Below are 4824 nucleotides of genomic sequence, written 5' to 3' on the forward strand. Positions count from 1 at the left end.
CCGGGACGGGACACCTGGCCGCCCGCGCCGCTGCCGGAGACGATCGCGGCGTCGCCGCGGCGGGCGCACCGGCAGGGTCCCGACAAGGTGGTCATCGGGCTCGCCTCGGCCCTCGGGCTGCTGCTGCTGGCCGGCGGCGGCACCTACTTCGCGCTCCACGACCGTGACAAGGGCGGCGACGTCACCCCGCCCGCCGACGCGTTCAAGGCGATCGAGCTGTCCGAGGACACCGACGTCAACCGGCCCGTCAAACTCGGCGACCTCTCCTTCCAGATCGGCGCGCCCGAGTGCGGCGAGAAGATCTGGAAGGGCGTGCAGTCGGTCAAAGGCGAACTCTGCCTGGTGCCGCTGACCCTCACCTACGGCGGCGCGACCAGCTCACCGCGGGTCGAACGCGACTCCCAGAAGCTCATCGCGCGGGACGGCACCGCCTACAAGGCGGCCGAGTACAGCCTCGGCATCCTGAATTCGGCGCCGTCGCTCAAGCCGGGCGACCGGGTCGCGGGGAACCTCCTGTTCGACGTCCCCGCGAACACCGAGTTCACGCACTTCGAGATCGCCGACGCGACCAAGTCACAGAGGATCGTCCTGTGAAGTACCTGCTGACCGTGGCCGCGCTGACCGCGGCCGGATTCGCGGTCCTGCCGGGACACGCCGCCGTCGCGGCGTCCTGCTCTGAGGCGAAGGCCGCCGACTTCGACGGCGACGGCCGTCCCGACCTGGCGATCGGCGACCCCGGCGCCTCGGTCCGGCACCAGACGTCGGCCGGCGCGGTGACGGTCCTGTACGGCGGCGGCGAGCTCGGCGAAGGCGACCAGAAAGCGCTGTTCGCCGGCGAACCGGAAGCGGCCGCCGGGTTCGGCGCGGCCGTCGCCACCGGGCTGCTCAACGACGACCAGTGCGTCGACCTGGTCGTCGGCGCGCCGTGGGCGAACGGCGGGAAGGGCCGGGTCTACGTCTACTACGGCTCGACCGACGGGCTGGCGCTGCACGACGTCCTCGACCCGTCGGGCGAGGCCGGCCGGTACGGCTGGTCCCTCGCCGTCGCGCCGAAGACCGGCAAGCAGCCCGCGATGATCGCGGTCGGCGCGCCGTACACGGCCGTCGGCGGGCGTGCCTCGGCGGGCGCGGTGCACCTGGAGTACTACGAGGACGGCAAGCACACCCGCGACCAGGTCCTCACCCAGGACGACAAGCGCGCCGTGGGCTCGGCCGAGGCGGGTGACCTGTTCGGCTGGGCGGTCGGCTTCGGGAAGATCCGCGGCGATGCTGAGCTCGACGACCTCGTGGTCAGCGAACCCGGCGAGGACGTCGACGGGCAGGCCGTGGACGCCGGATCGTTCAGCGTCGTCCAGGATCCGTACAACGAGAGCAGCCAGAACGAGGGCGAGCACTGGCACTACAACAATCTGAAGATCGGCTCCGCCACCCAGGGGGGTCATATCGGCTGGAGCATCGCCACGACGCGGGAGGGCGACACGACCTATGTCGCGGTCGGCGTCCCCGGGCAGACGGTCAACGGCAGGGCGAACTCGGGCGTCGTCGCCCTGCTCTCCTCGACCGGCACGGAGTTGAAAACGCTCAGGACCGAGCAGCAGAGCGTCGACGGCAAGGTGCTCGCCGAACCCGACAACCGGTACGGCTGGTCGCTGGCGTTCGCGAACAGCGAGACCAGCGGCGGCAACGGGGTGCAGCTCGCTGTCGGCGTGCCCTATGACGGTGCGATCGACGCCGAGAACGGCTGGGTGCATCTGCTGTCGGTCACCGAACCCGGCAAGTCCGCGCTCATCGACGCGCTCAACAGCCGGGGCAAGGAGATCCCGGGCGATCCGGGCGAGTACGAGCATTTCGGCTGGTCGGTGGGGTTCCTGCCGGGCGCGCTGGTGCTGGGCGTCCCCGACGACCGGCAGCGTCCGACCGGCTCGGTGATCGTCCGCCCGTTCGGCGACGCCAAGGCCGTGGAGGTCGTCCCCGACCTCGACGACGACCAGGCGCGCGAAGTGGACAGCGCCGACTTCGGCTCAGCGGTGGCCTCGGCGGGCTGACAACCCCGATGATCGGGGAATGGATCTCCGACGGCTCTCCGTGACGGTGGCGGCGGCCGGCCTCGTGCTGACCGCCTGCTCCGACGACCCGGCTCCCCGACCAGACCCCGGCCCGCCCTCCGCGGGCGCCACGAGCACCGCGCCCGCGGCGCGCGAGTCCGCTCCCGTGCCGCAGGAGAAGACCGCCCGGCAGGAGGCGCCGGGCAAGATCGCCCTCCGGAAGGTCGCGGAGCTCGACCAGCCGGTCGGCCTGGCCGTCCGCAAAGGCGACCCGACCCTGTACGTCATCGAGCAGCCGGGCCGGGTCCGCACGATCAGCGGCGGCAAGGCCGTGCAGGCGCCCGTCCTCGATCTGACGGGGCAGGTCGGCAGCGGCGGCGAGCGCGGCCTGCTCGGCATCGCGTTCGCCCCGGACGGCAAGCACGTCTATCTCGACTACACCAACAAGCAGGGCGACACCGAGGTCGTCGAGTACAAGGTCACCGGGAACGGCGCGTTCGACGCCGACTCCCGGCGCCTGGTCCTGACGCAGAAGCAGCCGTACGCCAACCACAACGGCGGGCAGCTCGCGTTCGACAAGGCCGGACTGCTGTACATCGGGCTCGGGGACGGCGGCAGCGGCGGCGACCCGCAGGGCAACGGCCAGAACCTCGGCACTTTCCTCGGCAAGATCCTCCGGATCGACCCGCGCGGCGCCCGGCCGTACAAGGTGCCGCCGTCGAATCCGTTCGTCGGCAAGGCGGGCGCGAAACCGGAGATCTGGGCGTACGGGCTGCGCAATCCGTGGCGTTTCTCCTTCGACGCGCAAACCGGTGATCTGTGGATCGGGGACGTCGGCCAGGACTCCTATGAGGAGGTCGATTTCCAGCCCGCCGCGTCCAAGGGCGGCGAGAACTACGGCTGGAACCTGCGTGAGGGCGGCCATCCGTTCAAGAACGCGCATCCGGCCGGGGTCGAACCGGTGCTGGAGTACAAGTTGAAGGTCGACAACGCGTGCTCGGTGATCGGCGGGTATGTGTACCGCGGTCAAGAGCTGGTCAATCTGACCGGCCGGTATCTGTACGCGGACTTCTGCGCGGGCTGGATCAAGGCCGTCGAGCTGGCGGACGGGAAGGTGTCCGGCCAGTGGGAACTGGCCAAGGGCCTGAACACCGTTGCCGCTTTCGGCCAGGACGGAGATCGTGAGCTGTACGTGCTGAGCCTCGACGGTTCGGTGTCAAAGCTCGTGTCGGAAGGTTGATCCGGCAAGCGTTTTCCGGGGGGACGGAAACGGCCGGCGGTGCGCCCGCCGGCCGTTTCCGTACTCACCCTCACCTGCGCATTTACGCCCAGGACACTCCGGCGCCATCGGCGGCCATGTCCTTCGCCTCCTCCGTGCTGACGGTCATCTTCTGATAACCACCCAGGGCTGTAGCCAAACCGCTGCTTTCCGTTATCAATACCGAGGTTCCGGAATTGGTCAGCGGTAAGTCTCCAATGCCTCTTCTACCACCGATGCGGCCGCGTCCAGGGCCGGTTTCTGCTGGTTCTCCGGCTTTCCGCTGTAGTCGCGGCTGTAAGTCACGGTGACTATGACGTTGCGGATACGGGCCTCTACCCGTGCGGTCACCGTCGGGTCACCCTTGTTCACGGAGAAGCGCTGGAACGCCTCCTCGCCGAGGCCGGGTCTGGCCTCGACCACGAGGGTCCGCGCCGAGGTGTCCTTCTGCTGGTTCTCCAGGTCGACGCCGAACGCCCACTGGGCGGTGCTGATCGGGTCGATGTCGTCGCGGGAGCTGCCGATCCTGGTCTCCAGCCGCAGGTAGCGGAAGGGCGATCCGGCCGGGGTGGAGTAGCCGCAGGAGCCGCCCATCGCGCCGCCGAACTCCTCGGCGGAGCCCCGGGGCACCCATTTCAGGAAGGTGGCCTTGGCGATGGTGCCGCAGATCTTCGGAAGCTGCTCGACGGCGCCGCCCGGCGCGGCGGGCTCGGCGGCGGGCCCCGGCTCCTTCGCCGGTCCCGAACTCGCCGGTCCTGAGCCGTCCGGCGTGGATCCGAAGGTGGTCGGTTCGGGGCGGCTCACCGGCGGGGCGGCGGGATCGTCACCCCCGGTGAGCATCGGGACGGCCACCGCCGCTCCCCCGGCCAGCCCCAGCCCGAGGACGGCGAGAAGCACCGCCCTGGTCCGCCGGTTGCGGCTGGAGGGTGGCTCCGGAGGCGAATAAACCCGGTCGAAGTCGGCACGCACACCCCCGAACGTACGGACCCGCCACCGGTTTTGTCACCTAGCTCGGGGGACAATGAAGTCATGCTCCTGGCAGAGACGGCGGCGACCTGGCGGGCTGTGGCGGCCACTTCGGCGCGGAAGGAGAAGACCGCGCTGATCGCCGGCTGCCTGGGCGCGGCCGGTGCGGAAGAGGCGGCGATCACCGTCTGCTATCTGTCGGGCGAGCTACCACAGCGGCAGATCGGGGTGGGGTACGCGGCGCTCCGCGAACCGCCGCCGCCCGCCGCGACCGCCACGCTGACGGTCGCCGAGGTCGATGCGGTCTTCACGGAGATCGGGGCGGTCGCCGGGCCCGGCTCGGTCGCGGCACGCAAGGCGCTGCTGGGCGGGCTGCTGGCCAGGGCCACGGCGGAGGAACAGGATTTCCTGGTCCGGCTGCTCGCGGGGGAACTGCGGCAGGGCGCGCTCGACGGGGTGATGACCGACGCCGTCGCCAAGGCGTCAGGGGTGCCGCTGGCGGCGGTCCGGCGGGCGCTGATGCTTCGCGGCTCGCTCGCGGCGGTCGCGACCGTC

The 4824-nt window shown here is 70.7% G+C and carries 4 protein-coding genes and 1 pseudogene; 4 read left to right on the forward strand and 1 reads right to left on the reverse strand.

The features are described from left to right. The 3 genes from ACYVE7_RS29150 to ACYVE7_RS29160 all read left to right on the forward strand — a co-directional run. Positions 1 to 594: DUF4352 domain-containing protein (locus tag ACYVE7_RS29150; RefSeq protein WP_460369104.1), on the forward strand; the 594-nt coding region annotated here is incomplete at its 5' end. Continuing rightward, positions 591 to 2045: a hypothetical protein gene (locus tag ACYVE7_RS29155; protein ID WP_460369106.1), complete on the forward strand. Its 1455-nt coding sequence runs from the start codon at positions 591 to 593 to the stop codon at positions 2043 to 2045. The genes ACYVE7_RS29150 and ACYVE7_RS29155, both read left to right, overlap by 4 nt. A gap of 19 nt (positions 2046 to 2064) precedes the next feature. Next, positions 2065 to 3285: a PQQ-dependent sugar dehydrogenase gene (locus ACYVE7_RS29160; protein WP_460369108.1), complete on the forward strand. Its 1221-nt coding sequence runs from the start codon at positions 2065 to 2067 to the stop codon at positions 3283 to 3285. Between the two features lie 219 nt (positions 3286 to 3504). Here ACYVE7_RS29160 and ACYVE7_RS29165 read toward each other — a convergent pair whose 3' ends face one another. After that, the gene (locus tag ACYVE7_RS29165; RefSeq protein ID WP_460369110.1) at positions 3505 to 4272 is read right to left on the reverse strand and encodes a hypothetical protein; all 768 of its coding nucleotides are present in this window, start codon (positions 4270 to 4272) and stop codon (positions 3505 to 3507) included. A gap of 60 nt (positions 4273 to 4332) precedes the next feature. On the opposite strand from ACYVE7_RS29165, the pseudogene ACYVE7_RS29170 reads away from it, so the two are divergent. Next, positions 4333 to 4824: pseudogene (locus ACYVE7_RS29170) on the forward strand (ATP-dependent DNA ligase); the annotation flags it as partial.

It is taken from the genome of Actinocorallia lasiicapitis (assembly GCF_054778695.1).